This window comes from Streptomyces guryensis (assembly GCF_021261325.1).
Classification (GTDB): domain Bacteria; phylum Actinomycetota; class Actinomycetes; order Streptomycetales; family Streptomycetaceae; genus Streptomyces; species Streptomyces guryensis.
In genome coordinates this window covers 1-25,995 of record NZ_JAJSBI010000009.1, presented here as the reverse complement: position 1 = coordinate 25,995, position 25,995 = coordinate 1, and the positions used below count along the sequence as shown (strand labels likewise).

Annotated in this window: 22 protein-coding genes; 8 read left to right on the top strand and 14 right to left on the bottom strand. The window is 68.7% G+C overall.

Annotated elements, in window-relative coordinates; all coding sequences use genetic code 11:
* Positions 1 to 274: 274 nt before the first annotated feature.
* From LJ657_RS19245 to LJ657_RS19215, 7 genes are all read right to left on the bottom strand, one after another.
* Positions 275 to 1,447 (bottom strand): thiolase family protein, encoded by a 1,173-nt coding sequence (locus LJ657_RS19245; protein ID WP_232649878.1) that lies wholly within the window; start codon positions 1,445 to 1,447, stop codon positions 275 to 277.
* A gap of 56 nt (positions 1,448 to 1,503) precedes the next feature.
* A complete protein-coding gene (locus tag LJ657_RS19240; RefSeq protein ID WP_232649877.1) occupies positions 1,504 to 2,181 on the bottom strand; it encodes a 3-oxoacid CoA-transferase subunit B in 678 nt (225 codons plus the stop codon).
* Positions 2,178 to 2,936: a 3-oxoacid CoA-transferase subunit A gene (locus tag LJ657_RS19235; protein WP_232649876.1), complete on the bottom strand. Its 759-nt coding sequence runs from the start codon at positions 2,934 to 2,936 to the stop codon at positions 2,178 to 2,180. Before LJ657_RS19235 ends, LJ657_RS19240 begins: the two co-directional genes overlap by 4 nt.
* An 843-nt stretch (positions 2,937 to 3,779) precedes the next feature.
* Positions 3,780 to 4,406 carry a CGNR zinc finger domain-containing protein gene (locus LJ657_RS19230; protein ID WP_232649875.1) on the bottom strand — a complete coding sequence of 209 codons (627 nt, stop codon included), beginning with the start codon at positions 4,404 to 4,406 and terminating at the stop codon, positions 3,780 to 3,782.
* Between the two features lie 122 nt (positions 4,407 to 4,528).
* Positions 4,529 to 5,317: an enoyl-CoA hydratase/isomerase family protein gene (locus LJ657_RS19225; RefSeq protein WP_232649874.1), complete on the bottom strand. Its 789-nt coding sequence runs from the start codon at positions 5,315 to 5,317 to the stop codon at positions 4,529 to 4,531.
* Positions 5,318 to 5,387: 70 nt separating this feature from the next.
* Positions 5,388 to 6,608 (bottom strand): alpha/beta fold hydrolase, encoded by a 1,221-nt coding sequence (locus LJ657_RS19220; protein WP_232649873.1) that lies wholly within the window; start codon positions 6,606 to 6,608, stop codon positions 5,388 to 5,390.
* Positions 6,605 to 7,327, bottom strand: a complete 723-nt coding sequence (locus LJ657_RS19215; protein ID WP_232649872.1) for a flavin reductase family protein — start codon at positions 7,325 to 7,327, stop codon at positions 6,605 to 6,607. Before LJ657_RS19215 ends, LJ657_RS19220 begins: the two co-directional genes overlap by 4 nt.
* Before the next feature lie 305 nt (positions 7,328 to 7,632).
* Here LJ657_RS19215 and LJ657_RS19210 point away from each other — a divergent pair, with 305 nt between their 5' ends.
* The 3 genes from LJ657_RS19210 (at position 7,633) to LJ657_RS19200 (ending at position 10,315) form a co-directional block, all read left to right on the top strand.
* On the top strand, positions 7,633 to 8,499 hold the full coding sequence (locus LJ657_RS19210) for an alpha/beta hydrolase (protein WP_232649871.1): 867 nt from the start codon (positions 7,633 to 7,635) through the stop codon (positions 8,497 to 8,499).
* Positions 8,492 to 9,388: an alpha/beta hydrolase gene (locus LJ657_RS19205; protein WP_232649870.1), complete on the top strand. Its 897-nt coding sequence runs from the start codon at positions 8,492 to 8,494 to the stop codon at positions 9,386 to 9,388. The genes LJ657_RS19210 and LJ657_RS19205 overlap by 8 nt, the downstream gene beginning before the upstream one ends.
* A 75-nt stretch (positions 9,389 to 9,463) precedes the next feature.
* Positions 9,464 to 10,315, top strand: a complete 852-nt coding sequence (locus tag LJ657_RS19200; RefSeq protein ID WP_232649869.1) for an MBL fold metallo-hydrolase — start codon at positions 9,464 to 9,466, stop codon at positions 10,313 to 10,315.
* Positions 10,316 to 10,327: 12 nt separating this feature from the next.
* On the opposite strand, the gene LJ657_RS19195 is transcribed toward LJ657_RS19200, so the two are convergent.
* From LJ657_RS19195 to LJ657_RS19170, 6 genes are all read right to left on the bottom strand, one after another.
* Positions 10,328 to 11,182, bottom strand: coding sequence for a hypothetical protein (locus tag LJ657_RS19195; RefSeq protein WP_232649868.1), 855 nt, complete (start codon positions 11,180 to 11,182; stop codon positions 10,328 to 10,330).
* Between the two features lie 104 nt (positions 11,183 to 11,286).
* Positions 11,287 to 14,088 carry a LamG-like jellyroll fold domain-containing protein gene (locus tag LJ657_RS19190; RefSeq protein ID WP_232649867.1) on the bottom strand — a complete coding sequence of 934 codons (2,802 nt, stop codon included), beginning with the start codon at positions 14,086 to 14,088 and terminating at the stop codon, positions 11,287 to 11,289.
* Positions 14,089 to 14,240: 152 nt separating this feature from the next.
* The gene (locus tag LJ657_RS19185) at positions 14,241 to 15,077 is read right to left on the bottom strand and encodes a carbohydrate ABC transporter permease (RefSeq protein ID WP_232649866.1); all 837 of its coding nucleotides are present in this window, start codon (positions 15,075 to 15,077) and stop codon (positions 14,241 to 14,243) included.
* Positions 15,074 to 16,033 (bottom strand): carbohydrate ABC transporter permease, encoded by a 960-nt coding sequence (locus LJ657_RS19180; protein WP_232649865.1) that lies wholly within the window; start codon positions 16,031 to 16,033, stop codon positions 15,074 to 15,076. The genes LJ657_RS19185 and LJ657_RS19180 overlap by 4 nt, the downstream gene beginning before the upstream one ends.
* Positions 16,034 to 16,052: 19 nt before the next feature.
* Positions 16,053 to 17,348, bottom strand: coding sequence for an ABC transporter substrate-binding protein (locus LJ657_RS19175; protein WP_232649864.1), 1,296 nt, complete (start codon positions 17,346 to 17,348; stop codon positions 16,053 to 16,055).
* Between the two features lie 104 nt (positions 17,349 to 17,452).
* Positions 17,453 to 18,391: a glycoside hydrolase family protein gene (locus tag LJ657_RS19170; protein ID WP_232649863.1), complete on the bottom strand. Its 939-nt coding sequence runs from the start codon at positions 18,389 to 18,391 to the stop codon at positions 17,453 to 17,455.
* A 355-nt stretch (positions 18,392 to 18,746) separates the two neighbouring features.
* On the opposite strand from LJ657_RS19170, the gene LJ657_RS19165 reads away from it, so the two are divergent.
* The 3 genes from LJ657_RS19165 to LJ657_RS19155 are packed head-to-tail and all read left to right on the top strand — an operon-like array spanning position 18,747 to position 21,880.
* On the top strand, positions 18,747 to 19,790 hold the full coding sequence (locus LJ657_RS19165; protein ID WP_232649862.1) for a glycoside hydrolase family 43 protein: 1,044 nt from the start codon (positions 18,747 to 18,749) through the stop codon (positions 19,788 to 19,790).
* A 9-nt stretch (positions 19,791 to 19,799) separates the two neighbouring features.
* Complete coding sequence (locus LJ657_RS19160) at positions 19,800 to 20,840, top strand: LacI family DNA-binding transcriptional regulator (protein WP_232649861.1); 1,041 nt, start codon at positions 19,800 to 19,802, stop codon at positions 20,838 to 20,840.
* Positions 20,841 to 20,842: 2 nt separating this feature from the next.
* Positions 20,843 to 21,880: a LacI family DNA-binding transcriptional regulator gene (locus tag LJ657_RS19155; RefSeq protein WP_232650176.1), complete on the top strand. Its 1,038-nt coding sequence runs from the start codon at positions 20,843 to 20,845 to the stop codon at positions 21,878 to 21,880.
* Between the two features lie 155 nt (positions 21,881 to 22,035).
* Here LJ657_RS19155 and LJ657_RS19150 read toward each other — a convergent pair whose 3' ends face one another.
* Positions 22,036 to 22,320 carry a hypothetical protein gene (locus LJ657_RS19150; RefSeq protein WP_232649860.1) on the bottom strand — a complete coding sequence of 95 codons (285 nt, stop codon included), beginning with the start codon at positions 22,318 to 22,320 and terminating at the stop codon, positions 22,036 to 22,038.
* A gap of 405 nt (positions 22,321 to 22,725) precedes the next feature.
* On the opposite strand from LJ657_RS19150, the gene LJ657_RS19145 reads away from it, so the two are divergent.
* On the top strand, positions 22,726 to 24,459 hold the full coding sequence (locus LJ657_RS19145) for a cellulase family glycosylhydrolase (RefSeq protein WP_232649859.1): 1,734 nt from the start codon (positions 22,726 to 22,728) through the stop codon (positions 24,457 to 24,459).
* A 139-nt stretch (positions 24,460 to 24,598) separates the two neighbouring features.
* Positions 24,599 to 25,486, top strand: a complete 888-nt coding sequence (locus tag LJ657_RS19140) for an RsbRD N-terminal domain-containing protein (RefSeq protein ID WP_232649858.1) — start codon at positions 24,599 to 24,601, stop codon at positions 25,484 to 25,486.
* The last annotated feature ends 509 nt before the right edge of the window (positions 25,487 to 25,995 follow it).

The window sequence follows — 25,995 nt, the reverse complement described above, 5'->3', positions numbered from 1 at the left end:
ACGGGACTTATCGCTGCCCTGTACAGAGGCTTACCTGTCCGTGCCGAAGGGCAGGCCGCTGTTCGTCAGCCGCGGAGATCCCGCCGACGGCCCAGGCCTGCAGCAGGGCTTGTGCGCGGCGTAGGCGCGGGTGGGACCCTGGGCAGCCATGCGGGCGAAAGCGGTCCCCTCGGCCAGCAGGCACGCGGCGGCGGTATCGGCGTCACCGCCATCTAAAGGATCCCGCTGCACACAGTGGCGGAAACCCCGCCGTCATCCGTTGTGATGTGCCCGGTCATGCTTCGAGCACTACTGCGAGTCCCTGGCCGACGCCGATGCAGATGGCGGCGACGCCGATACCGCCGCCGCGTGCGGCAAGTGCGTGTGCGAGGTGTCCGACGATGCGTCCTCCGGAGGCGCCGAGGGGGTGGCCGATGGCGATGGCGCCGCCGTCGACGTTCACCTTCTGGGGATCGAGTTCGGGCCAGAGCCGCATGCAGGCGATGCTCTGGGCGGCGTATGCCTCGTTGAGTTCGACGAGGTCGACGTCCGACCAGGTTCTGCCGGCGCGGGCGAGGGCGCGGTTGGCTGCCTCCACAGGGGCGATCCCGAAGACGTCCGGGTCGTTGCCGGCCACTCCTCGTCCGGTGATGCGGGCCAGGGGTTGTGCTCCGGGCAGTGCGTTCTCGGCTCCGAGCAGCACTGCGGAGGCACCGTCGTTGAGGGGAGAGGAGTTGCCCGCTGTGACGCTTCCGTTCGCGAGGAATGCCGGCTTGAGCTTCGCCAGGGCAACCATGCTCGTGTCGTCGCGGATGCCCTCGTCGCGGTCCAGGTCGACGCCGGGGACATCGATGATTTCCGCCGCGTAGGCCCCTTCGGCGAATGCGCGTGCCGCGTTCTGATGGCTGCGCAGGGCGAAGGCGTCCTGCTCCTCGCGTGAGATGGCGAAGCGTTCCGCGAGGATCTCGGCTGTCTGCCCCAGGGGGATGGTCCACTGCTCGGGCATGCGGGGGTTCACGAGCCGCCATCCCAGGGTTGTGGAGATCATGGTCGCGTTGCCTGCCGGGTAGGCTCGGTCCGGCTTGGGCACGACCCACGGTGCGCGGCTCATCGACTCGACGCCGCCGGCGAGCACGAGCGTTGCGTCACCTGCTTCGATGGCGCGGCTGCCCTGGATGACTGTCTCGACTCCGGAGCCGCACAGGCGGTTGACGGTCACGCCGGGCGTGCTGGTGGGGAACCCTGCCAGCAGGGCACCCATTCGGGCCACATTGCGATTGTCCTCGCCGGCGCCGTTGGCGTTGCCGAACACGATGTCGTCGATCCGCTCCGGGTCCAGGTCCGGCTGCCGCTCGACGATGGCGCTCATGACATGTGCGGCGAGGTCGTCCGGGCGTACGCCCGCCATTGCTTTGCCGTACTTTCCGAAAGGGGTTCGTAGAGCGTCGTATACGAAGCTAGCGGTCATGACCTCGTCCGTTTTCGTTCATGGTCGTCGAGTCGCGGAATTGTGCTGGCGTCTTGTCAGGGACGGTCGGCAAGGGGGACAACTCGTCCATCCCTGAGGTGCAGGCCGGTGGCCGAGGCGAGCGCGTCGATCGTGGCGGTGCCGAACAACTCGCGCACCGCAAAGCCAGCGGGGATGATGTCGAATACCGCCTGGTTGGTGTAAACGCGGGTGACGCAGCCCACGCCGGTGAGGGGGTAGGTGCACTGTGTGACGAGTTTTGGTGTGCCGTCCCGGGTGAGCAGATCAGTCATCACCCACACCGACTTGGCACCGATCGCCAGGTCCATCGCCCCGCCGACCGCGGGTATGGCGTCGGCGGCGCCGGTGTGCCAGTTGGCCAGGTCGCCTTGCTCGGATATCTGGAACGCCCCGAGCACGCAGATGTCCAGGTGCCCTCCGCGCATCATGGCGAACGAGTCGGCGTGGTGGAAATAGGAGGCTCCGGGCCGCTCGGTCACCGGCTGCTTCCCCGCGTTGATGAGATCTGGATCGATGTGCCCCGGCACTGGTGCGGGCCCCATCGCCAGCATGCCGTTCTCGGTGTGCAGGACGACTTCCACATCTTCGGGGATGGCATCGGCCACGAGCGTCGGCGCGCCGATCCCCAGGTTCACGACGGAGCCCTCGGGAATGTCGAGCGCGATGCGGGCGGCGAGTTCGCGGCGGGAAAGGCCGGAGCTGAGAACGGTCATCGGTTTTCGTCCCGTGATTCGATGGCGCTCGGGTTCGGGTTGCCCTCCGCGTCCGCGGCGCCGACGAAGGCACCCTCACGCAGCCATGTCCGCTCTCCGACACCGACCACCCGATCGACGAAGATCCCCGCCGTGACAACGGTCTCGGGATCGATCGCGCCCAACTCCACGACGCGGTCCACCTGTACGACGGTGCTCTGCGCGGCGGCAGCCATGATCGGCCCGAAGTTCCGCGCGGTCTTGCGGTACACCACGTTGCCCCAGCGGTCGGCCAGATGGCCGCTCACCAGCGCATAGTCGGCGTGCAGAGGGTGTTCCAGCACGTGGTCGCGCCCGTCGATGACCCGGTGCTCCTTGCCGGCGGCCAGCGGGGTGCCGAAGCCCGTGGGAGTGAAGAACGCGCCGATTCCCGCGCCTGCGGCTCGGATGCGTTCCGCCAGTGTCCCCTGCGGGGCGAGTTCGAGCTCGATCCTCCCCGCCCGGTAGAGGCGGTCGAAGACGTAGGAGTCGCTCTGACGCGGGAACGAGCAGATGATCTTGCGGACGCGGCCCGCGGCGAGCAGAGCGGCCAGGCCCGTGTTTCCGTTGCCTGCGTTGTTGTTGATGACCACGAGTTCGCGGGCGCCCTGCTCGAGAAGGGCGTCGATCAACTCCACGGGCTGACCGGCTCTGCCGAAACCACCGATCATGATCGTTGCCCCGTCCTCGATGCCCGCCACGGCCTCGGCGACACTCGGACAGACCTTCGAGATCAAGTGACATCACCCTTTCGCGAAGCGGCCTCAATGCCGCCCTGCTGGCGGTAACAGTACATCGGGAGAGGCGATTCGTACATAGTCAAAATACTAATGGCTATTACAAGTCGGTCGGCCATCCGGCGGGCGGCACCGGGGCTTGCCTCATGCGCCCGGAGGAAGTGTCCACAGGAGGAGTCCGGCCGCCAGACCGCGAGCTGCGAAGAGCCGCCAGACGCCGTGGAAGGATTCGACAGCCGTGACCGCCCTGGGTTGCCGAGGACAGCGCCGAGCTGGCGGAGGCTGCGTTGATCGCCGAGCCGAGCGCGAACGGCGCAGGCAGTGACTGGGCGGCGGCTCCGGACTGGGCGGGCAGGGTGGACCCGCACCGAGCCCGGCCGGCAGCGCGGTGGGCATGGGTACGAGGGCGGTCGCCGCCCATGGAACCCTGGGTGCCGATGGCAACCTGCCGCCGGCCGACGGGAATTCCGGCAGGAGCGGGGCTGGTGACGTGGGTGAGACCAGGGCGGCGAAGGTCGCCTGCAGAGCCCGCCCCGCGATCAGCGACGCCCGCGTTCGACGCGAGGACGCACGGGGCACAAGCTGGAGACGGCCTGCGTGACGAAGCGGCGGCCGACGAGCATCCCGCGAACTCCGCCGGGCAGATCACACCGTACGGCGAGGTTGCCCAGCGTGCCGCGGTGGGAGGCGTCAGCCACGCTTCGGGTCGGTTGCCTCGGTCGCTGCCGGACGGGCGGTGGCGGGGCGTCGCCGTCCCGCCGGGCTGACTCGGTCTTTGTGACTGAGCATCTTCGGCAGCGCCCGCACCGCACACGACGGCGTCCGCTTGCGGATGCCGTCGCATCACCGCACCGAGGAGAGCCCGCGTTCCTTCAGACGGGCCCGATAGGCCCGTACGTTCTGGGTGTTCCCGCAGGTGGTGACGTCGTGCCAGAGACGCGAGCAGTTCTTGGAGCGGTCGTAGAACGCGCCGCGACAGCGAGGGTTCGCACACACCTTCAGTCGCCGAATCGTGTCGGCATAGGTGGCGGCGGCCAGTTGGATCATGACGTACGAGCGGAGAAGTTCGACGCCCTTGCCGCGAGCGTGCAGCCGCGCGCCTCCGGCGTCCAGAGTGACGGCTGCCGTCGTCTCGATCGACGGTGCGGCGACGGCGGCGGAAGGTTCGTCGGTATGCCCGGTGGCCAGCGCGGCACGGAGGTCGTCGCGCAGCGATTGGAGGCGACCGAGGCCCCGTGCATCAAGGGGGCATGGAGCGGAAGGAGCGCTGGAGTCGATACTGCTCAGCGTTGCGAGGGAGGACCGGAGCCACTGCTCCGCCGTATCGACGGACTCCAGGAGGTCAGGCTGGCGTGGCTTGCCCAGGCTCGCTGTGTTCAAGAGGTCCTGTACGAATCCCAGCCCGCCTGGGGCGTTGTGTTCGACTTCCTCATAGCGAGCCGAGGCCGGCCATTGGACCGCCGCACTCATCGTGTCCTCCTGGTGCCGTCAGGGTTCTTGCATAGCCTCTGTAAGAGCCTATCGCTTTCACCTGTGACCCATGGCCAGACCGCATGAGCGGGGCCGCCTACAGGACGGCCCCGCGAGAGGACCTATTCCCCGGTGAAGTCGACAGTGGGTCGGGGCCGTCCTGCCTTGTAGGCCGCCACGGCCGACGTGAGAGCGACAGCCACATCCTTGGACTCGAACAGGGGGATGGCGATGTCGAACATCGAGTCGTCGGCGGCCTTCACGCCCCCGGCTTCCCACATCCGCAGCAGCGCCTTGTGCGCGGCGTGCGCCCGGGTGGGCCCTGCGGCCACCTTGCGGGCGAACGCCCGAGCGGCCTCGAGGACTTCGGCATCGGGCAGGACGTGGTTGACGACTCCGGCCTGCGCCATCGTGGCAGCGGGAACCTGTTCCGAGGTCAGTGCCCATTCGTAGGCCCTGGCGCGGCCGGCCCGAGCGGCCGCTCGGTAGATGCCGCCAAGCAGGGTGACGATGCCCAGCGTCTGCTCGGGGTGCCCGAACCGCGCGCCCTCGCCGGCGAAGATCACGTCGGAGCGCAGGGCGAGTTCGAAGCCCCCGCCGAAGCACAGGCCGTTCACCGCTGCGATCACTGGCACGGGAATCTGCTCGAAGCGGTTGAAGGCGAACATGTACCGCTCGAACAGCATCCGCAGTTGCCGCACGTCGAGGTCGGGCCACGTGACGATGTCCCCGCCGAAGCAGAAGTCAGGCCCTTCGGCCCGCAGCAGGATCGCCCGCGCCCCCGATGACTCCGCCTTCTCGACCGCGGCGAGCAGCTCCTCGGCCATCTGTTCGTCGATACGGTTCTGCGGCGGGTTGTCCAGGACGATCTCGGCGACGTGGTCGTTGATGTCGAACCCAAGATGGCTCATCGGTCTTCCATTTCTTTCCTGCGGACACGGTTGCTGAAGGTGGCCGCACGGGACAGACGGGGATACGGGGCTATGCGCCCGGAGCGGGCTGCGGGTCGCCCGCATAGAAGTGATAGGGCGGGACGATGCCGGCCAGCCGGTCGCGGACCGTGGCGGAGAATCGCAGGACTGCTCCGAGCGGACGATGGTGGATCGCCGCCCGGACGACATCGCCCTCCGCGTTCTTCTCCAGAAGAGTGACGCCGGAGATCTCCACTCCGCCGAACGCCGTGGCCTTCCACTGCAGGTAGGTCGTGGTTGCGTCGGAGGCCTCGGCGGTGAACTCCAGCGACTCGTAGATGGTGCTCGCAGCCGCGAGAGCGGAGGCGACAAGCGCCCGACCGGCGATCGGCCGGGCAAGAATGCTGGCCTCCAGCACGACGTCCTCGGCGAAGCCCTGGGCGAAGGTGTTTTCGGAATGCTCCGAGAAGCCGCTGCGCCAGCCCGAAGCCGCGTCGCCGGCATTCAGGTTCTGGAGGAAGCCGAGGACTTCGCGGGCCAGGGCGTGGGGGTGCTCCACGTGCAGCCAGTGCCCACCGCCGGGAACCGTCGCCTGACGCGCAGCAGGGAAACGAGGCGCGATGGCGCCGGTGACAACTTCCTCGGTGACGAAGCCGTCGCTGTCGCCGCGGACGATGAGGACGGGGCCCAGGTACGCGCTCCGTTCCGGTGCCTCCTCGACACCGTTGTTCCAGATGTCGACGTGCCGTGCGACCACGGCCGGGGCAACCAGCAGGCCCCTGCGGCCCAGCGCGTCCAGTGCCTCCTTGTCGAGCGCCGGCGAGAGCTGGGTGCGAACGGCAGCCTGGGCCTCCGCGTTCCCGCCGAGTGCCCGGAACGGCACGACGGCTTCCTCGGGCAGACGGGTGCCCCCGAGCGGGACCGGCGTGAGCAGAACCAGTCCCGCGACGCGCCCGGGCCGGGCGGCGGCCGCGAGTTCGGCAACCTGGGAGCCCATGCTCTGGCCCACCACGACGACGGGTCCCTTGATGTCGTCGACGACGGATGCGACCTCGTCGGCGAAGAGGGCCAGGCTCAGCTTTTCCATGTCCTCGGCGGAGGACGCACGGGTCCCGGAACCCGGAAGATCGATACGGGCCGTCGCCACGGCACCCTTCAGGGCTTCGACGAAGCCGTCCCAGACGCTGGCATCGTCCAGGAAGCCGTGGACGAGCAGCAGTGTCGGCGCCTGCGGGAGCGCCTCGCCACCGCCGGTACCGGCTGGGTCGGTGCGAACAAGGTCTCTGGTCATTTCGGTTCCGTCCTCGTTGATCCGGAAGGCGACCATTCCGCCGTGTCGATGGGTGAGAAGTCCGTCGGACGTTCATCGAGCCGCGCGCTGCGCGACACGCGCAGACGCTCGACGAGCTCCTCGGGAAGGGGGGTGGTGAAGATGTTGTTGACGAGCGAGTACTCGGCGGCCAGACGCCCAACGGCCCCCAGCGCACCGATGTCGATGCGCCCGCCGGGCAGGTAGAGGTCGTCGCGCACGTGGAAGCGCTCCACGCGCCCCCAGACCACGTGGTCCGGCATCGGGGGCATGGGGATGATCCGATCGACCACGCACTCCATGGAAATGGGGGCGTCGGCGATCCGGGGCGCCGCTACGACCTCGCACGTGCCCTTCCCCAGGCCGAGTGCCTCGAATTCGTCGACCTCCGGGTCGAACTCGAAGGCGGAGCGGTGCACCTCGTCGGCATGGCCGATCGACGCCATGTTCACCACGAACTCACCGGTGTCCCGGATGTTGACGAACGTGTCCTTCAGGGTGACCTCGTCGGAGCGGGGCTGAAGGGAGATCGACACGATCGGGGGAAGGCGGCCGACGACGGTGAAGAAGGACACCGGGGCCACGTTGCCGACGCCCGCGGTCGACCGGGTGCTGACCCAGGCGATCGCGCGCGGCAGAACGCTGCCGATGAGAAGTTTGTAGCTCGACCTGGCGTCGAGCGATGCCGTATCGATGATCATTTGCACTCTCCGTTGAACGCCTCATCCGAAGGGCTGCCGGTCTCGGCCTGCTCTCGGCGCCCGCGACGATGGCCGGCTCGACTCCCGGTCGGTACCGGGTGCGGACAGCCCCGGGGAAGTGCGGGGCGAGAGGGACAATCTCTGATTGTGTACAGGAGCGTAGCGCTTACACTTGTGACAACGCCAGGTGTGCGACACCTGAAATGCCCGGCGGGGCCCCAGGGTGGGGAGGCTGCTTCAACGCATCCGAAACGACAGAGCCATACCGTTGTCACCTGTGTACCAGGCTGTTAGGGTCCGCCGCTATGAGAGCAACAACGCTTCCAGGTCTCACCGGGGAACCGGCACTGGAGATGCTCCACGCCGCGCCACTGAGACCCGCGGCACCCGGAACGCCCCAGTTGCTGTTCGTGCACGGTCTGGGCTACGCCGCCTGGGTCTGGGAGGACTGGATGGCCGCGGCGGCCGCGGCCGGACACGACAGCTGGGCGGTCTCCCTGCGCGGCCACGGCGGCAGCGGCGGCACCGCCGCCCGCTCCGCGCTGAGCGACTACGAGGCCGACGTCGTCCGCGCCGCACGCTCGCTCCCGGGGCCCGTCGTGCTGATCGGGCACTCCATGGGCGCGCTCGTCGTCCAACGCGCGACCGCGGCGGCGAACGCCGCTGCCATGATCCTGGTCGCTCCGCTGCCCCCACGCCCCGCGGTGCACACGATTCTGGCGGTACTGCGCCGGCAGCCGTGGGAAGTGCCGCGCTACATAGCCTGCAAGCCGATCAAGCTCGGCCCCCACATCCTCTACGCCCACCCGGACGACCCGGCGACGGCCGAGGCGAGCAAGCGCCTGACCCCCGACTCCCCGATCGTCCAGTACCAGTTCCTCTTCCACCGGCCGACACGCGTGCCGCCGCTGCCGGTCCTGGTACTCGCCGCCGCGAAGGACCGGCTCGTGCCCCTCGTCTCCGTACGGGCCACCGCGCGGCGCTACGGGGCGCGACTCCGGAAAATCGCCGGCGTCGGACACACCATGATGCTCGACCCGGAATGGTCCGAGGGCTGGAAGCAGATCGAGTCCTGGCTCGCCGACGGCCCCCCGACGGCAGCCCACCCCACCGGCCCGCCACCCACCCGGCGCGGCAGGAGTGTTAGTACGGAAAAGAGGAACCATGGTTGACAGGCGAGACGTGGCCTTCACCGCCGACGGTGGAGTGACCCTGCGCGGCTGGTACTTCGTACCCGAAGGCGAAGGCCCGCATCCGGCCATCTCCATGGCTCACGGCTACGCGGGGGTCAAGGAGCACGCCCTGGAGGGCTTCGCCCGGCGGTTCGCCGAGGCGGGCTTCGCCGTACTCCTCCACGACCACCGCACGTTCGGCGCCAGCGACGGCGAGCCACGTCAGGACGTCAATCCGTGGGTGCAGGCCGAGGACTGGCGTCGGGCGATCTCCTTCCTGGAAGCGCAGCCCGAGGTCGATCCGGACCGGCTCGGCGTCTGGGGAAGCAGTTTCGCCGGCGGGCACGCCATCGTGCTCGGTGCCACGGACCGGCGCCTGAAGGCCGTCGTCGCGCAGGTCCCGAACATCAGCGGCTACCGGCAGGGCCTTCGGCGGGTGCCTCCGCATCTCGTTCCCGCCCTTGAGGAGGGGTTCGCGGAGGAGGAGCGCAGAGCCGCCCGCGGAGAACCACTCGACTACCAGCAGATCGTCAGCGCCGATCCCGCGGTCCGCGCGTCCTACTACTCCCCGGACGCGGTCGACTTCTATCTCCAGGAGCTGCCCGAGGGAGTCTGGGAGAACAAGGTGACCGTGCGCTCCACCCGCATGGCGCGCATGTACGAGCCCGGGTCGTTCATCCGCAGGGTGTCCCCCACGCCTCTGCTGATGATTGTTGCCAAGGACGATTACCTGACGGTGACCGACGTCGCTCTCGAGGCCTACGAGGACGCCCTCGAACCCAAGAAGCTGATCCTCATCCCCGGCGGCCACTTCGACCCGTACCGCGCCCAGTTCGAGCCCGCCGGCTCGGAAGCACTCGACTGGTTCCGGAAGTCTCTGCAGGCATAGAAACGAGTGCACCCCACACGGCCGCCTCGACCGCGGGGCACGGGCCCCATGACGACCAAACGACAGGAGTCGGCCATGGCCGGTAAGAAGGACCTACGATACGCAGTCCACATCTCACCCTCGATCCCCACAGAGATCAGTGATCTGCCGCCCGGCGTGGAGCGGCGGATGTGGTCGCCCATCTCCTCGACGCTCGTCTACGGCGAGCGGGACGCGGTACTCGTCGACCCGGTCATGACGGTCCAGCAAGCCGTCGCGCTCGCCGAATGGGTGGAAGCGTACGACCGGAATCTGACGACGGTCTACGTCACCCACGGGCACGGAGACCACTGGTTCGGGCTGGCGACCCTCCTCGAACGCTTCCCGAACGCCCGAGCGGTCGCAACGCCGGCGGTCGTCGAGCACATGGCGAAGCAGATGGAGCCGAGCTTCGTCGAGAGCTTCTGGAACGCGAGGTTCCCGGGCCAGATCCCGGACCGCCTCGTGGCAGCCGACCCGATGGAGGACCGGGTACTCGAACTCGAGGGCCGGGAGTTGACGGTCGTGCCGCTCGGTCACACCGACACCGACGACACGACCGCACTGCACGTCCCGTCCATCGGGCTCGTGGTCGCCGGGGATGCCGCCTACAACGACGTGCACCTCTATCTCGCCGAGTCACCGAGCGAGGGCCGCAAGGCGTGGAAGGAGGCGCTCGGCGTGATCGCCGGCCTCGGAGCCGACCATGTCGTGGCGGGGCACAAGCGTCCCGGCCGGCCTGACTCCCCCGGCATCCTCGCCGAGACCCGCGCCTACATCGATGACTTCGAGGACTGCGTCGCGCGCACCGCCTCCACGGAGGAGCTCTACCGAGCGATGTTGGAGATCCACCCGGACCGGGTCAACCCGGGCGCCTTGTGGGGCTCGGCCCGGTCGGTGAAGGGCTGAACTGTCAGTGGGTCAGCTGACCGGGAGGGCGTCGAACACCGCGTGGTGCACGCTGACGTGGGCCGATGCCGTGAGACGGCCGATCACCGCCTGGTAGCGGTCCAGGACATAGGCCTGCCGGACCTCCTCGCGTGCCGCGGCGAAGGACTGGTGCGGGAAGTCGCCGCGGTGGGCGGTGAAGTAGGACCGAAGGGCGCTGTCGGACGTGGTGATGGCCCGCGTGTCGGTGAGCCTGTCCCGGAGGGCGGCGGCGAGGTTGCTCAGGACATAGGTGAAGTAGTTCGATTCGGTGTACTGCACCGGGCCGTAGATGACCTGGTGGGCGGCGACGGCCTTTCGGCGGCGGGCGTTCTCCGTCTGCCAGTTGTGCAGGAAGGCGTCGTACCCGGAATCCGCCACGAGGCCCTGGCGATGGGCCAGGGTCAACTCGACGGTGATCCTGGTGACGTCGGCGAGTGCCCGCTCGCGGAGGTATGCGGCGGGTGTCCGGCCGTCGTGCGGAGTGGTCCAGAAGTGAGGGCCGTCCACGGCCCCGAACTTCTGCCTGAAGTGGGTGAAGGTCGCCGCTCTCTCCTGGGCGAGGTAGAGGGCGAACTCTCGTACCGGAATCTCTTGGCCGTCGATCGTGGCCACCACCGCTGTGACAGGTGGGGCCGGTGGCCGGCTGTTCCGCATGTCAGGGAGCAGGACCGCCGCGGTGACGGCTGCCGCGGCCAGCACCGCGGCGACGGCGAGCAGCCAGAGCGGCACCGTGGGGCGTGCCGCGGCGGACGTACGCGCCGAGGCGGCTGTGCGGCCCCGGCCGCCACGGTTGCCGCGCGGACGGTCTTGCGCCGGTGTCCGGGGCCGGTGCGTAGAGGTGCTCATCGTCGGCTCCTTTCTCGTGGGTACGTCCGAAGGGGCGACGGGTGCCCGGCCCGGGTCGCGTGCTGCTCTGACCGGGTGGGCACCCGTCGCCTGGCGCCGCTGGTTCAGCCGGCGGCGAGGCTTTGGATCTCAGCGGTGCTGAGCACCCGGTTGTAGAAGTGGACGTCGTCGATCTGGCCGTTGGTGAAGTCCACCGGCCCCTGGTTGTAGGTGCCTGCGCCGATGAGGGTCGCGCCGTTCGTTTTCCAGGGGGAGGTGAAAGACGTGCTGCCCTGGAGGGTGCCGTTGACATACAGCGAGATCGTCTGTGCGCTGCTGTCGTACACGCCGAGGACGTGGTACCAGGTGCCCGTCGTTGCCGCGGAGCCGGCCGTCACTGATGTGGCCGTGGACGCGTTCGCGTCGGAGGCCCGGGTGACGAAGGTGAACTTGCCTCCTGACAGTTGCAGGTAGAAGGGGCTGACCTTGCCGCCGACGAGGCTGGCGAAGGTCTGGTTGTTGCCGCTGACGGAGTTGAGCTTCACCCAGGCGCCAACTGTGTAGCTCTGGCCCGTGTCGATCACGGACGACGGGATCACCGCCATGGTGACGGCGGTGCCGTCGAAGCTGAGCGAGTCGCTGCCGATCTTGCCGCTGCCCGCCCAGGTGGCGTTGCCCTCGGTGTAGCCGTCGTCGGTGTTGCCTAGCACGTTGGTGACTGTGTGGCCGCTGCCCTCGTCGAGCTGGTAGTAGCCCGCGGCGCCGGTCCCGAGGGCGTACGCCTCACGGGCGGTCATCGCTCTGGGGATCATCCGTACGTCGTCGATGGCGCCGTTGGCGAAGTCGACGTTCGCGCCGTTCCACTTGGCCCGGCCGATCGTGGTGTGACCGGTGGCCTTCCACGGTGAGGAGAACGCCGTGGTGCCCTGGAGTTGGCCGTTGACGTACAGCGCGATGGTGTGGGCGCTGTTGTCGTAGACACCGGTCAGGTGGTACCAGGTGCCGACGGCGGGACTGCCGCCGGTGACCTGCTTGAACGTCGCGCCGGTCGAGTCGGAGCTGCGGACGGTGAAGGCGAACGTGCCGCCCGACAGCTGGAGATAGAAGGGGCTGATGGTGGTGCCGTCGATGCTCGCGTAGGTCTGGTTGCCGGTGAGGCTGTTCGGCTTCACCCAGGCGGAGACCGTGTAGCTGCCGCTGGTGTCGACGGCGGGGGTGGGCACGTCCACCCAGGAGTTGCTCGCGCCGGTCAGGCTGACCGCGCCCGAGCCGACCTTGCCGGTCGTCCAGGAGGCACCGGCCTGCAGTGTGCCGTTGTTGGCGCCGCCGGTGAGGTCGGCGGTGGCGGTACCTGAGCCCTCCTCGAGCGGCCAGTACGCGCCCGCGTGGGCCGTGGGGCCGGAGACGGCCGGGCCGTTGTACGCGCCGATGTTGGGCGCGGCGGTGGCGGAGACGGAGTTGCCGAAGTAGTCCTGGCCGCCGTTGCCGGAGACGACCGCGCCCGCGCCGAGGGCGGGCGAGCCACTGCGCAGTTTGTAGACCGCCGCGGAGGACCGGCCCGTTCCGCCGGCGCCCGGGTTCACGAACAGCGGGTCTGCGGTGATCTTCGCCGAGTCGGCCGGTTCACTGGCGGGGTGGTTGCCGTAGAACAGGTTGTGGGTCCACGTCGTTCTGGTGGTGGAGTAGCCGCCCGTTCCCAGCTTGTAGACGATGTTGTTCGAGAAGGCGACCGTGCTGTTCGGGGTGCCGCCTGTCACTCCCCCGTTGTCACCCTCACCCATGTAGATCGTGTTGTTGTACACCTGGGCGGTGGTGCTGCTGTCGACGCCGCCCATTCCCGGGAAGACCGCGTTGGACGCCCCGTCGTTCTGGCTGATGTTGTAGCGGATCACCGAGGTCTTGGCGCCGAAGCCGCTGCGGCAGCACCACTCGGTGAAGCCGAACGGGTTGTCGTGGCTCCAGTTGTACTGGATGACGGTGCCGGTGTTGTTGTTGTCGATGTCGAAGGCCTGGCCGTCGACGAAGTTGCGGTACTGGCGGGAGACCTCGTTGTTCTGGAACACCGCGTTGGTGGTCCACCCGTTCCACAGGCCGGCGCCCGAATAGCGGTAGCCGTTGTCGGTGGCGACGTTGTTCTGGATGACCGGTGAGGCGCAGAAGACGCAGACGATGTCGTTGCCGCCCATGTCGGTGAGCGTGTTGCCGTCGATGACGACGCTGGTGGTGTTGATGTTGTGGTTCAGGCCCACGAGTGAGCCGATGTAGATGCCGCCGGCGTCGTCGTGCGTCAGCGTGTTGTTGCTGATCTGGACGTCGTCCCAGCCGCTGGTGGTGTTGTTGTCGGTGACGTCGAAGGCGATGCCGGAGGACTGGCTCGGCTGGACGGGGTTCTGGACGTTCGCCCAGTAGCCCTTCACGTCGTGGATGTTGTTGTTCAGGATGTGGATTCCGGCGAGGATGCCGGTGGTGTCGTTCTCCAGCTGGATGCCGCTGCGCAGCGCGGCGCTGGCGGCCGGGTTGGTGATCTCCAGGTTCTGGATGGTCCAGTACTGCTGGTCCTTCAGGTAGATGGTGGCCGCGGCACCCCCTCCGTTGAGGATGGGAGCGGCACCGGATCCGTAGCTGGAGACCACGATCTGGTTCCCCGAGGCGCCGGATCCCTGGGGCTGGAGTTCACCGGTCCAGGAACCGCCGGACTGGAACAGGATCTGGTTGCCGGCCGTGAACGTCGTCGAGTTGACGTTCGTGAGCGTCTTCCAGGGGGTGCTGGTGCTGCATCCGTCGTTGCTGTCGCTGCCGGACGACGACGAGATGTAGTACGTGGTGCAGGTCGCCGCGTGGGCGGCCGTGCTGGGGACGAGCACCAGTCCCAGCGTGGCCGCCGCGCTGCCCAGGGCCGCCATGAGGCGGCGTGGCCATCTTCGCATTGCGTTCCTCTTCGAACGGAGCGGATGAGTGAGGTGAAGCAGACCGGTGCGCACGCCGTGCCCGGCGATACGGGGAGAGGGGCGCGCCGAACGCACCGGTCGATCAGGGAGGCGGCGGCCAACTCGCCGGAGGCAGGGCGCGGTTGCCGCTCTCAGCCCTTGACGGCGCCGCTGAGCAGGCCGGACATGATGTGCCGCTGGACCGCGACGAAGAAGACCACCATGGGGACCAGGGCCATGACGCTGAGGGTCAGGAAGGCCGGCCAGTCGACCTGGAACTGCCCGACCGAGGTGTAGACCTCCAGCACGATCGTGCTCTTGCCGGGGTCGCTGAGGTACACGTTGGGGGTGAAGAAGTCGTTCCAGATCCACATCGTCTGGAACACCGCGACGGTGGCCAGGATGGGCCGGATCAGCGGCAGTACGATCCGCCAGAAGACCTGCCACGGACCGCAGCCGTCCAGCCGGGCCGCCTCGATGACCTCGAACGGCAGGGTGGCCATGTAGCCCTGGATGACGAACCAGCAGAAGATCGATCCGGCGCTGTAAACAAGCACGAGGCCGTTCAGGCTGTTGACCAGGCCCAGTTTGACGAAGATCTGGTAGACGGGGATGAGCGTGGACTGGGTGGGCACGACGAACGCGAGCAGAAGGAGCTTGCCGAAACGCCGGTTGAACCTGGTGGGGCGGATCGTCAGGGCGTAGGCCGCCATGGCGCCGATCAGCACCATCAGGGCGACCGAGAACACCGTGACGTAGAGGGTGTTCGCGAAGGCCGCCGCGACGGGGACCTGGTTCAGGACCCGCCGGTAGGTGGAGAAGTCCGGCGAGGTCGGCAGCGCCAGCGGTGAACCGGTGGTCTGCTGCTGTGACTTGAGGGTGTTGACGAGGACGTAGTAGAAGGGCAGCGCCATCACCGCGGAGACGGGCAGCATGTAGGCGCTGGTGAGCCAGCCCCGTGTGCGCAGCCGGGAGAGGATCGCCGTCACCGGAACCTCCTTTCCAACCTGCGGGTCACGGAGAGTTGCAGGGACAGCACGGTGGCGACCGCGATCAGGAAGATCACGCCCAGCGCCGCGCCGAGTCCGTAGTCGCCCTCGGCGATGCCGCGTTGCACGAGTACCTGGGTGATGGTGTAGGTGTCGTAGCCGGGCCCGCCGCCGGTGAGGGTGAACGGCAGGTCGTACACCCTGAGGCCGTTGATGAGCAGCAGGAACTGGCTGACCGTCATGGCCGGTGCGAGCAGCGGCAGGGTGATGCGGAAGAACTGCTGCCGCGGGGTGGCCCCGTCGATGGTGGCGGCCTCGTAGTAGTCGCGAGGGACGGACTGCAGGTAGGCGAGGTAGAGGACGGCGTGCCAGCCGGTCTGCGCCCAGACCCCGACCACGATCACCGAGACCTTGGCCAGGGTGTTGTCCGACAGCCATGGCACCGGGCCGACTCCGAAGAGGCTGCCCAGGACGGAGTTGATCACCCCGGAGGACAGTGGCGACAGGACGAACGTCCAGACCAGGCCGAGGATCGCCATGCTGGGCACGGCGGGGAAGAAGAACGCCGCACGGACCAGGCTCCGGCCGGGGAAGCGGCGGTTGAGGATCACCGCGAGCGGGATGGCCAGGACGGTCACGATCAGGGTGGTCGCCACCGCGTACAGCAGGGTGAAGCCCAGGCCGGTCAGCACCGAGGGGTCGGTGAAGATCTGCCGGTAGTTCCGCAGCCCGACCAGGTGCCGGGTCGGTGAGGAGCCGCTGTAGTCGGTGAAGCTGTAGTACACCGACTCGGCGAGCGGCACCAGGAACAGCACCACCAGCACGACGGCGATCGGTACCAGGAACGCCTGCGTGGTCAGCTGGTCGCGCAGCCGGCGGCGGCGGCCCGGGCGGGCCCCGCCGGGTGCGGTGCCGGCGCGTGCCCGGGTGGGGAGGTCGGAGGTCTGAATGGCCATGAGGGCTGTCGCTTCCCGCTTACTTCGCGTCGAGCTGCTTGAGCTTCTTGTCCAGCGCGGCGGGGATGTCCTGGGGCTTGACCGACCCCTGGACCATCTGCTGCATCTGGGTGTTGAACTCCTGGATGAGCTCGTTGGAGTGGCGCGGCCAGGCGACGACCGGAAGGTAGATCTTGCCGGAGCGGGCGCCGAGGGCCTGGTTGGTGATGCCTTCCGCGAAGCTCGGCGTGTAGTTGCTGGTGGTGGTGATCGCACCGCTGGACTTGCCGTACGCCTTCACGGCGTCGGGGCTCGCCAGGAACTCGAGGAACTTCAGGGCTGCCGCCGGGTTCTTGGCCTTGGGGTTGATCGCGTAGCCCGGGCTGGCGGCACCGGTCCAGTAGCTGTTGCCCTGGGTCATGCCGGGGATGGCCTCGGTCTGGAAGGACAGGTGGGGGGCGCTCTTCTGGACCGTGGGCACGTTCCAGGTACCGGCGCCGAACATGGCCACCCGTCCGTTGGCGAACTCGCTGACCACCTGGTCGCTGGTCAGACCCAGCACCGCCTTGGGCGTCAGCTTCTCCGTGTACAGCTTGCTGTAGGCGACCAGCGGTTCGGTCCAGGTGTCGGCGAAGGTGGCCTTGCCCGCGAAGATGTCGGCGTCCGGGAAGTTGCCCTGACTGTCGAAGTACCCGCCGAGCAGGCCCCACAGCGCCATGAAGTTGCCGTCGTGTGCGGCGTCGTAGTACGGGGTGATCCCCTTGTCCTTCAACTTGCGGCACAGCTTCAGGAACCCGTCCCAGCTGTCCGGCAGTTTGTCCGCCCCGGCCTTGGCGAGCAGCTCCTTGTTGTACATGATCCCGCCGGCCCAGGAGGAGATCGACAGTCCGTACACCTTGCCGTCGACCGTCATGAAGTCCTTGTTGGCGGAGTTCATCGGCTCCAGGAACTTCTGGCCGGTCAGGTTCTTCACGAAGCCGCCGCCGACCAGCTGCTTGTCCTCGGCCGTGAGGATGAAGACGTCGGCGCCGGTGTGGGCCTGGAGGCGGGTCTGCAGGGTGGAGACGTACTGCGGCACGGGAGGGGCGTAGGAGAAGGAGACGGAGGTGCCGGTCTGCTTGGTGAACAGGTCCAGCACCGGCTTCATGACGGTCTGCGTGTCCCAGGAGAAGAAGGAGACCGAGCCCTTGCCGCCGGCGCCGCTCGCCGCGGTGCTGGTGGAGCAGGCGGAGGTGCCCAGCGCGGTGCCGCCGAGGACGGCGGCCATGAGGCTGCCCTGCACGAAGCGTCGTCTGCTGAGCTGGGGGGTGCCGTTGTCGTTGTGGTTGCTGGGCATGGTGGTTCCTCTCGGGGAGAGCGCGCGTGACGGTGTGGTGTGCGCGGGTGTGGCGGTACGGGTGCAGGGCCAGGCGGGGGTGCCGGGGACGGGGTCCGTAGGCGTCAGGGCCGGGGCAGGGCGTGGAAGGGAACGGTGTCGCGGTCGAGCAGCAGTTGGTCGCCGTCGGTGGTGAGCCGGGCCAGCTGCACCACGGAGCGACGCTGCGCCGGTCCGTCACTGTCCGGGGACTGGGGGTCCCGGTCCGGATGGGTGAAGTAGAAGATCCAGGCCGCTTCGGGTCCCGCGACGACGTCGGCGTGGTGTCCTACGCCCTGGTCGTCCTCGCGGGTGCCGGAGCCGTCGAGGATGCGGCCCGCCGGGGTCCAGTCGTCGAGGTCGGCGGAGCGGAACACGTCCTGGCCGTCCCAGGCGTCCACGACCATCCAGTACCGGCCGTCGAGCGCGAAGACGTTGGGTCCCTCGTGCGGCCGGTGTTCCAGGACCGGGCCCCGTACCCGCCAGTCGTACAGGTCGGGTGAGTCCGCGGCCCAGGTGTGCGAGCCGTGGGCCTCGTCCTTGTACCACATGCGCCAGCCCGAGCCGTCGGGCAGCGGGTGTACGCAGGCGTCGATGACTTGGCGTGAGCTGAGCGGCACCGGTCCGGCGTGGACCCAGTGCCACAGGTCGCCGCTGGTGTAGTGCAGGATCTGCCGGTCGTGGCCCTCCCAGCGGTCCGGTACACCGCGGATGTAGCTGACGTACATGTGGAACACCCCGTCGGGTGCCCGCACGATCTCCGGGGCCCAGAAGGTGTTGGTGCCGGGCTCGAACGGGAGGCTGTCCAGCACACCGCGGTAGAGCCAGTCGCGGCCGTCCGGGCTGGTCGCGACGCCGATCGCGGTGCCGTGCACCCAGGCGACGCCGGGCGCGGCCACGTCGGAGCGGCGCTGTGTGTAGAACATCCACCACTGCCGGCCGTCGTACTGCACGACGGGATCGGTCGGACCCGCGTGGACGGGGTCCTCGTACAGGGGTGCCGGGGCGGGGACAAGGGAGGCCATGACGACCTTCTTCTGCCGGCGACCGCCGGCTTCGTCGGGAAGCGTGCGCCGACACACCGCGTTAACCGGGTGTTACGGCTGGGAGGCGGGATCAGGATGGCCGCCAGGTACATCGTCGTCAACCCTCTCCCGTCGGCCTTTTGCCGGACCGACATCGAACGGCACTTCCAAGCAGTCCAGCCCTGATCAGCATCTGCGCAGTTCAAGACCATTGCCTTCGTCGCATTCTCCAATCTTGAGCCGGGCCGCAGCGAGGCCTGCCTCACGCAAAGGGACGTCTCACTCTTTGACAACGATGAATCTCCGGTGCGAAGCTCGCACCATGCCGCCCCCGCAGACGAGGAGACAAGCCCCAGTGCCCCAGAGCGCCCACCGCGATCACCGAGCCGCGGGTAAGGCACAGCCGCCTCTCGGTGCGGGACCCGAACGGCCCGCCGGCTATCTCTTCGCCCACTTCACCGGCGAGCACCGCGCCGACGGCGAGCAAATCCGCTTCTCGCTCTGCGACAGCCCCCGCATGGACCGCTGGACGGAACTCACCGGCATTGCCCCGCTCGCCCCCGCGGGCGGCGGTGCGCGGGATCCGTTCCTGGTGCGGGCCGCGGACGGCAGCGGATTCCATCTGCTCGCCACCGACCTGCGCATCCACGGCGGAGCGGGCTGGGAACAGGCGATCGCGCACGGCAGCCGCGACCTGCTGGTGTGGAGTTCGGCCGACCTTCGCGGGTGGGACGGGCCGCACCGGGTCGCGGTCATGCCGGAGCAGGCCGGGTGTGTCTGGGCGCCCGAGGCCGTCTACGACCCCGGCCGGGAGGAGTACCTGGTGTTCTGGGCCTCCACCGTCTACCCGGACGACGACCCGCTGCACGAGAGCCCTTCGTACCAGCGCATGTACTGCGCGACCACCAAGGACTTCCGCACGTTCGGGGACCCGCGGGTGTGGGTCGACACGGGGTACCCCGTCATCGACTCGACCGTCGTGGAGCACGACGGATGGTTCTACCGGTTCACCAAGGACGAGCGCCTGCCGGGCACACCGGACGCCCCCGACGCCAAGTTCGTCTTCGTGGAGCGCTCCCGGGACCTGACCGCCCCCCACTACGAGCCGGTGGCGCGGGGCGTGGGCCGCGGCACCGAAGAACTGCCAGGGCTGGCGCACGCCGAGGGGCCGATCGTGCTTCCGGCGCCCGACGGGCGGGGCTGGCTGCTCCTGCTGGACGAGTTCCTCGGCCGCGGCTACGTGCCCTTCCGGGCCGACCGCCTGGACAGCCCCGTATGGCTTCCGGCGGCCGACCCGGAGGTCTGCGCGCTGCCTCGGGGACTCCGCCACGGATCGGTGCTGCCGCTCACCGAGGCCGAGTGTGCCGGGCTGCGCCGCCCGGCCCCGGCCGGAGCCTAGAGTTCGGGCATGTCCACGATGAATGACGTGGCCCAGCGGGCCGGTGTGTCGCTGAAAACGGTCTCCCGTGTGGTCAACGGCGAGCCCAACGTCAGCGAGCAGACCCGGCGGAAGGTCGACGCCGCCATAGCGGAGCTGGACTTCCGGCCCAACTCGGTGGCCCGCAACCTGCGCACCGGCCGGATCGACCTGATCGGCCTCGCCCTGCCGTACCTGTCCCAGCCGTACTTCTCCTCGCTCGCCGAGGAGATCATGCGGGAGGCGGAGCGCCACGGGCTCACCGTGCTGATCGAGCTCACCGAAGGAGACGCCGAGGCCGAACTCGCGCTGGTCCGCGAACACGGGCCGCACCTGGGCGGGTTGCTGATGTACCCGGTGGGCCTGTCGGACGCGCAGGCCCTCACCGTGGCACGGACCGTGCCGACGGTGTTCATCTCCGAACGCGCCTACGACGCACACGTCGACCGGGTCGCCATGGCCAACCGGGAAGGCGTCCGGGCCCTCGTCGGACACATGGTGTCCCTGGGATACACCCGGATCGCGGCCCTCGGTGCAGACCACACGGGCCGGCCCGAGCGGGCCGCCGCCCACCTGCGGCTGGACGGCTACCGGGACGGGCTGCGCGACGCCGGCCTGCCCTACCTCCCCGAACTCGTCCTCGAAGTGGGCACCCCGCACTGGAACCGCCAGGAAGGGTCCGCGGGAATGCGCCGGCTGATCGAAGGGGGCATCCCGTTCGACGCCGTGGTCGCCTTCGCGGACGCGCTGGCGCTGGGCGCCCTGCACGCCGTGCAGGAGGCAGGGCTGAGGGTCCCGGCGGAGGTGGCGGTGGCGGGGTTCGACGACACGGACGACGCGCGGTACGCCCACCCGTCGCTCACCTCCGTCGCCCCCGGCAGGGCCCAGATCGCCCGCGAAGCGCTGGCCCTGCTGAACGACCGCATGAACGGTACGGTCGACCAGGAGCCAGGACGGCTGGTCGTCGCCGACTTCCAACTGACCGTCCGTGAATCGACGTTGGGGGGGATGGCCGCATGGGGCGGGGCGTGACCATGCGTACCGTGGCCGAAAGGGCGGGCGTGTCGACGAAGACGGTCTCCAACGTCATCAACGGCACCGGCTCCTTCAGCCCGGAAACGGAGCACCGCGTCCGCGCGGCCGTCGAGGAACTCGGATACCAGATCAACCCCTTCGCCCGCGGCCTGCGCTCCCAGCGCACCGGCACCATCGCGCTGGTCCTCCCGAACGTCTACCAGCCGTTCAACGCCGAGCTGGCCGAACAGGTCATCCGGGCCCCGGAGACCCAGGGACTGAAAGTGGTGGTCGAGACCACCCGCGGAGACGCCGACCGTGAACGAGCCGTCCTGTCCACGTCGCACAAGGAACTCGTGGACGGAGTCATCTACGTGCCGCAGGCCCTCACCCCCGAGGACTACCTGCCCCTGCCCCTCACCCAGCCCACGGTCATCCTCGGCGAACGCCCTGCCCAAGCGGCCGGGCTGAGCCTGGACTACGTCGAGATCGCGGACGAGCAGGGCGCACACGCGGCCGTCGCCCACCTGCTCGCCCAGGGCCGGCGCCGTATCGCCGCCCTGTGCGAACAGGCCGAGCCGCGAGCCGGCGGCCGACGTCTGCGCGGCTACCGCCGAGCGCTCGAGGACGCCGGGGTCGCCTACGACGACTCGCTGGTCATCGGCATGGACAACGCCGACCTGTGGTCCTCCGGCGCCGGCGCGGTGGCTCGTCTCCTGCGCACCCGCGTCCACTTCGACGCCCTGTTCTGCTACAACGACGTGGTCGCCATCGGCGCCCTGTCGGTCCTGGCACGAAACGGCGTCGCCGTCCCGGACGACGTGGCCCTGGCCGGATTCGACGACATCGAAGCGGCCCGCTTCGCCTCACCGCCGCTGACCACCGTCGACCCGCGACGCGAGTCGATCGCCCGCAAGGCCGTGTCGCTCCTGCGTTCCCGCATGGACGCGGAGGACTTCCGGGCACTGCCCGGCCGCTGCGACAGCGCCGGGTTCGTCCTGCGCGTCCGTAGATCCTCCTCGGCCACCTCGGACACGCCTGTCGACTCGTCGGCATGACAGGCGTCATCTCCCTCCCCCGCGCCGGCGTGCGGGGCACGGCCGCCGCAACCAGCGCGATCGGGCCGGCCTGACACCCTCACGCCGGTTGCGGCGCCATTGCTCCCTGAACGCTCGCTCACCCGCAGGTCCTTTGGCGATATCCGACCTCGGGGTCAGGAGTTCGAGCGGGCGGCCTTGAGTCGCTCGTGGAGGGTGCGGTTGTCGGTGGCGAGCCGGCGGACGCGCTGTTTGAGGGTGGTGTTCTCGTTGGTGATCTGCTGGACGGCGCCCTCGGTCCACAGGGCTTGCAAGTCGCTTACGTGACCGTGGAGTTCGCCGATCTGAACCAACCAGCCCACCGCCCACCACCAACTCGCGGCCCCGCCCTGGCGGGACATCGCCGTCGCGCACACCGCCTCCACCACCGGGTACGCCAGAAGAGAGTCCCGCTCCGCCAAAGACCTGCGGAATCGCGGACGGATTCGGCGGGATCGCCTTCCCCGCCGGGACGTTCCGGTCCGTTGCTCGCGGGCCGGGTGCGGTGCAGTGGAGACGTGAGATCCCCCCGGCCTGACCCACTCCGCGTGAGATCCACCGCCGGGCGACCGCCGATCCCGTCGGCGTCGGCGTCGGCGGCAAATGGGCAGGGAACCCCGACGAGCCTGCGCGACACCGCGCCTGACGCCTATTGCAGGGAAGCGCTTCGACGCAAGGTCTTTCGGCCTCGATGCAGTTTCCATGCGGATCAGACCATTCTCTCCGTCGCCAGGCTGCGCTAGGCTCCCGCATCGTGTCGAAGCGCTTCGACGTTGAGTTGACGCCGCCGACATGAGGGCAGGCCTTTCGACTCAATGGAGAGCTCTATGCCGAGTTCAGCCGGTTTCACTCGCCGCCAGGCCATGACGACCTCCGCGGCCCTCGCCGCCGCGGCGTTGTCCACCCCATCGGCCGCCCAGGCCGCCGCCCGATCCGCCGCCCGGTCCGCTGGTTCCGCCGCGTCGGCGTCCGCGCTGGACGTGGTCGCGGACATGCAGCCGGGCTGGAATCTGGGCAACACCTTCGAGGCCATCGGCGCCGACGAGACGGCGTGGGGCAACCCGCGGGTGACCCGGGCGTTCTTCCGCAGGCTGAAGGCGCAGGGCTTCAGGAGCATCCGGATCCCGGTGACCTGGGGCCAGCACGAGGGCCCGGCTCCGGCCTACACCCTCGACCCGGTGTTCCTGGCCAGGATCAAGGAGGTGGTCGACTGGGCCTTGGCCGATGGTTTCCACGTTCTGATCAACATGCACGGCGACGCGTGGCAGTGGGTGCTGAACATGCCGGCCCGGCATGACGCGGTCCTGGCCCAGTACACGGCCACCTGGCAGCAGATCGCGGCCACCTTCCGGGACGAGTCGCGCCGACTGCTTTTCGAGAGCGTCAACGAGCCCTTCTTCAACGGCAGTTCAGGCGACGAGCAGAACGCCGTTCTGATGAACGAGCTCAACACGACCTTCCACTCCGTCGTGCGCGCGACCGGCGGAGGCAATGCCGACCGGCTGCTTGTCATGCCGACCTTGGGGGACACCCCGGATCAGGCCAAGATCGACGGCCTGGTCGCCACCTTCGCCGCGCTCGACGACCCGAATCTCGTGGCCTCGGTCCACTACTACAGTTTCTGGCCCTTCAGCGTGAACCTCGCCGGCTACACGACCTTCAACGCGGCCACCCAGCAGGACCTGACCGACACGTTCGACCTGGTCCACAAGGCCTTCGTGGCCAACGGGATCCCGGCCGTCGTCGGTGAGTACGGGCTGCTCGGCTGGGACTCCGGCCCCGGCACGGTCGAAGAGGGAGAGACGCTCAAGTACCTCGAGTATCTCGGCCACTACGCGCGATACCGGGGCTTGACCACGATGCTGTGGGACAACGGCAGTCGCTTCAACCGCCGCACCCTGCAATGGAACGACCCGAGCCTCTATGCGCAGATCCGTTCGAGCTGGACCGGGCGCTCCGGCACCGCCTCCACCGATCAGCTCTTCGTGCCCAGGGGCAGGACCCCGGCGGACGCGACGATCACGCTGAATCTCAACGGCACACGGCTCACGAGGATCGATGTCGTCGGCGCCCGCCACCTGGTCCGAGGCGTGGACTACACCGTCAGCGGCAGCACGCTGACGATCGCGGCGGCGACGCTCGGCCGGCTGACCGCGTCGCAGGAGCACGGCACGAATGCCGTCCTGTCCCTCCGGTTCTCGGACGGAACTCCCTGGGCCGTCAACGTCATCACCTATGACAAGCCGGTGCTGACGAGCGCGACGGGTACGACGGCCTCGCTGGTAATACCCACCGCGTTCAACGGCGACAAGCTGGCGACCATGGAAGCCGTCTACGCCGACGGCAGCCCCGCCGGTCCGCAGTCCTGGACGACGTACAAGCAGTTCAACGTGGCCTTCACGCCGGACTACACCGCGGGCACGATCACCTTGCCGACCGCGTTCTTCAGCGATGTCACCGACGGCGCCGCCGTGACCCTCACCTTCTACTTCTGGAGCGGGACGCGACTGACGTACACACTGACCGGGTCCGGCACCGCGGTCACCGGCACCTCCGCCTGAATTTCTGTCAGGGTGTCCGACCGGCATGTCAGCGGCATTTCCCGGAGACTGCCCCGTATCCGTCTGCTGACGACTGTCGTCGGGCCGGGCGGTCCTCGTGAGCGGCCCGGGACGCCGTCAGGGTGAGGCCCGCCACGACGTGGTGCAGGCGATCGCGCGCAGGCTCCTCGAGGAACGACTCGACGAACTGACCTCTCGCGCCCTCGAACAGCTGGAAGCCGAGGAGGCCGCATACGCGTCGGCGGGCCGGGATCCGGTCCAGAAACGGGAGGGGATGCGACGGACCCTCGAACTCGCCCTGACCCGGCTGGCCGGCGGTCCGGTGCCCCGGACGGTCTCGCGCGCTACCGAGGACGTGGGACGCGAGCGAGCGGAGCAGGCGTTTCCCCTGACCGCTCTGATGCACTCCTTCCAGCTGGACCTCAGGACCTTGTGGGAGGCCGTGCTGGCCGCGGGGCGGGCACGTGGCATCAGCGCCGATCCCGACTTCCTCGACGGGTTGATTCGCGTCTGGGAGGCGACGGAAGCCAACAGCGTCGAGGTCGTCGACGCCTATCGCCGCACGGAGCGCGACCTGGCCGGCCGTCGCACGGAGGTGCGCAACCGCGCCTTCAGTCGCCTCGTCCTGGAAGGCGAGCACGATCCCTCCACAGTGGCCGAGGCCTCGACGTTGCTGGGCTTCTCCGAGCACGTCGCCCTGACCGTCGTCGTGGTCGAATCCGTTCCCACTGGGGACCCGGCTCTGTCCAAGGTCGACGATGCGCTGCGCCGGGCCGGCCTGCTGCGCCACTTCGGATGGATGGGCGACGAGCTCCTCGGCATCATCGGTCACGGACGGTGCGATCAAGGGGCCATGCCTTCCCACGCTCGGGCCGTTCGCCCCGTGGCGCTGCGGCGTCGCGGAAGTCCCCGGTCTGGCGCTGACGGCACGGGGCATCCGGTTCGCACGTGCCGCGATCCGCACAGGCCCGAATGCGACCCGGATTCGCCCCGGGCAGTTTGTTCAGTGGGAAAACATGGCCTCTGAACTGCGAAATAAAGAGCGGCAGACGAGTCGGGCTGTACGCCGGGTAGTAGCCGACGCGCAGGGCGGTGTGGGCGTACAAGGCGCCGCAGGTGCTCATGGCCGCGGCCTCACGGACGGGCCAGCAGGCAACCACCCAGGGGGCAGGTGCACGCATAGGGCAAGGCCCCAGGACCAGCAAGCTCCGTGATTGCCGTAGCCAAGCCCCACCGCCCAAGCCCTCGCCCAAGATCCGGACCACATACGGGCCAGCGCCTGCCAACCTTTCTCCAACCCTCTCATTTACGCTGGTCAAGGCCGTACGGATGCTGTACCACCAGCAGACCAAGAATGTTCTGGTCTCAGTGCGTTGTGGCAAACCGGATCTTGTTCGAGTGGTAGCGGTGATCATCTGGACGAAGGTTCGGGTGTGGTCGCGGGCATGAGAGAACGGGCCCCTTGGTAGTGACGCGGTTACGACACCAGCACGACCAAGGAAGCCCGTTGCCTCATCAGTTGAGCAGCATCTCTGC